Here is a 3,044-nt window from a genome sequence, read left to right as displayed (position 1 = left end):
CCGTGCCGGTGTGCGCCAACCCTGGACCGCTGCCGGGGGTGCCGGTCGACGGGGTGCCGCCCGGAGCCGGGGAGGCCGGTGTCGACCCGCTGGGCCCGGGGCCGGGTGACGTCGGATCCGGCGTCGGGGTGGAGGCGGCGGGCACGGTGACCTGTCCGACCTCGGAGACATTGCCCGCGACGTCGGTGGCCCGGTAGCGCAGGACCGTGACGTCGTCGGGCAGGGCCACCGGATCGCTGTAGACCGTCCAGCCGTCACCGTCCGCGTCCTCCGCCGCGTCCCCGGTGCCCACCGGGTCCTTCCCACCGTCCGCGATGCCATCCGCCGCGGTCGCCCCACCGAGTGCGTACTCGATGGAGGCCACACCGGAGAAGTCGTCCGTGGCGCTCAGCGTGACCGTGCGGGTCGCCTCGTCCACACTGGCGGTGACCACGGGGGCCGTGGTGTCGGGCGTCGTGTAGGAGACCAGGAACCGGGAGGTCGGTCCCGCCGACGACACGGCCCCGCCCTCGTCGTTGACGATGTTCGTGATGCCGCCGATGCCGTCGAGGAAGACCGACACCGCCGAGGTCACCGACACTCCCGGTGCGTCGGGCACCTGGACGGCGCTCGCGGCGACGCTGGGCTCGCTCACCCGTGTCGGGTCGAAGAAGGAGTAGACCCCCAGGCCGGTCGCCGCGTGGGTCCTCACCCCGTCGGCCACCCGGTAGGAGGCGTAGCCCTTCGAGTCCCCGTCCATCCACGCGGACTGCGTGGGCGGGTCGTAGGGGAGCTCGGACTGGTAGAAGACGGTCCGGCCGCCCTCGCCGTTCCACACGACCTGGTTCTTCTGGTAGTGCTCGACGAAGAGGCCCGTGGCCACCACGTCATCCCCGTTGACGACCAGACCGTGGTCGGCGGTGTTGACGCCCCACCCGATGGTGGAGTCCACGACCCCGCCCGAGGCGTGGTCCGCCCGCCAGGCCCAGATGTCGTCGAGGAGGGTGCCGGGGGAGTTGACCTCGATGGAGGTCACCGCCCGGCCGACCCAGGGGCCTCCCACGCGGACGAAGACATCCGTCAGCGTCGTCGGGTCCGCGGGATCCAAGGCGCTCGCGCCCTCCGGGCCGACCTGGATGAGGACCGAGGACTCGACCGCCCCGGCGTCCACCGTCAGCCCGGCGATCTTCACCCCGGCCACGTCTCCGACCTCGATGGCGGCCGTGCCCGCGTCGGGCGTCAGGGTCGCCATGCCCAGGCCGAGCACCACGGTGCCGGCCCGGTCGATGTGCAGCGCCTCGGAGAGGTGGTACACGCCGGGGGTGAGGAGCAGGTTCTGGCCCGCCGCCAGGGAGGCGTTCAGGTCGGCAGCGGAGTCGCCCTCGTGGGCGATGCGGAAGGAGGACAGCGGCAGCGCGGTGCCCGCCTGCGCGCTCGTCGACCAGTCCACGCCCGTGGAGTCGGTGTGCGCGCGCGGCACGAACACCGAGTAGGACGCCGCATCGTCCAGGTCGGCGCCGGCCGCGTCCGCGGCGCTGACGTAGAGGAAGGGGGCCTCGCGGCTGAGGGGGGTCTGCGCGACGTTCGTGAGGGACCGGTCCGCCCCCGCCCCGGTCAGCTCGGAGCCGAAGTTCGTGGCCGGTGCCCCACTGACCCCGGAGAACACCATGTTCCACACGCCGCCCTCCCAGGAACCGAGCTCGGAGTTGCGCGTGTACCACTGCTGCTGGGAGCCCGACACCATCGCGCCGCTCACGCGGGAGTTCGCCATGTACCCGCCCGAGGCGTACTCGCCGACGCGGCCGAAGACGGTCAGCCCGCCGGTGATGTTCATGCGACGCAGGGGTGCGGCCTGGGAGACCGCGTAGCGCATCTGGTGGGCCTCGGTGACGCCGCTGGGGAAGGGGCGCTCCGCGTCCTCGCCCACGGGCTGCTGGATCGGGTTGATCGTCATGTTGGACAGAGAGCGCCAGAAGCGGGTGAGGGACCCGGGCGCCTGGCAGTCCCAGGGGTTGGGCTCGCAGGTGCGGACCGGCTCCACGTGGATGGAGCCGTTCAGGGTCACGTCCTCCGGGGAGGCGCCCAGTCCCGAGACCACCTGGTAGTAGCCGAGCTCGGAGTTGACGACGTCGGTGGCGGTGAGTGGGTCATCGGCGCCGTCGGGGGAGCCGTAGGTGCCCGGGGCGAAGAAGAACTGGTGGCGGGCCTGGCTGAACTCGGTCTCGTGGGAGGCCGCCTGGAGGGTGGAGTTGATGCCGTCGGTGGTCCAGGAGGCGTCGAAGACGGTGACATTGGATCCGAAGAGGCCACCTGCCGCGTCTGCGGGGGCTGCGGGGGCGGCGGTGGCCGCCATGCCCGAGGCGGAGAGGGCCAGGACGCCCAGGGCGACCACGGCGATGCGGGCCCCTCGGTGGTGGTGCGTACCGGGGCGGGGGCCTGCCGCTGGGCGGTGCGTCATCGACGAGGGCGACGCCGCCTGCGTTGGACCCCCGTCACGCGACGCGCGCGGGGTGGGCGGGGTGTGTGGATGTCTCACGGGTGGAGTTCTCCTTCGAACTGGTGCGGTGAGGGATGAGGGTGCGCGGCGCGGCGGGCCCGTGGGGCCCGTTGCCGACACCGGAGCGCCCGCAGGTCGGCGCCGAGGCGCCCGGCCTGACGATGACACTAGTGGTTTGAGAGCGCTCTCTTGGCGGATTGGTGCAGGTCATGCGCTCACCGGGGGTGGTCGTCTGCGCCGGGTGTGGGCCTGGGGTGTGGGCCCTCGGGTGCGGGCCCCTGGGTGCGCGCCCCCGGTCAATCGTCGTGCACCCGGGGTCGTCGACCCGGGGCCGTGGTCACCTGGGTGGGCTGGCGAGGGCTCGGCCAGGTGTCGGCGCACGCACTGGTGACCGAGGAATGACCCCGGTCCCACCCACGAGACGGCAAGTTCGCGCAGGGATGGTGTCGGAACTTGCCGTCTCGTCGGGCCGGGGTCGGGTCGGTCGAGGGTGGTGTGTGTGTTTGTGCAGGTCAGGGGATTGGGGCGTGGACGAGGGCGACCAAGTCCTTGACGAGACGGCAAGTTT

1 protein-coding gene is annotated in these 3,044 nt (G+C 72.4%); it reads right to left on the bottom strand.

Annotation, left to right across the window (positions count from 1 at the left end):
* On the bottom strand, positions 1-2,437 hold a 2,437-nt coding region (locus TA90_RS12825; RefSeq protein ID WP_147513508.1), incomplete at its 3' end, for a hypothetical protein.
* Positions 2,438-3,044 lie beyond the last annotated feature (607 nt).

This window comes from Actinomyces polynesiensis (genome assembly GCF_000820725.1).
GTDB lineage: Bacteria > Actinomycetota > Actinomycetes > Actinomycetales > Actinomycetaceae > Pauljensenia > Pauljensenia polynesiensis.
This window is presented reverse-complemented; position numbering and strand designations above follow the sequence as displayed.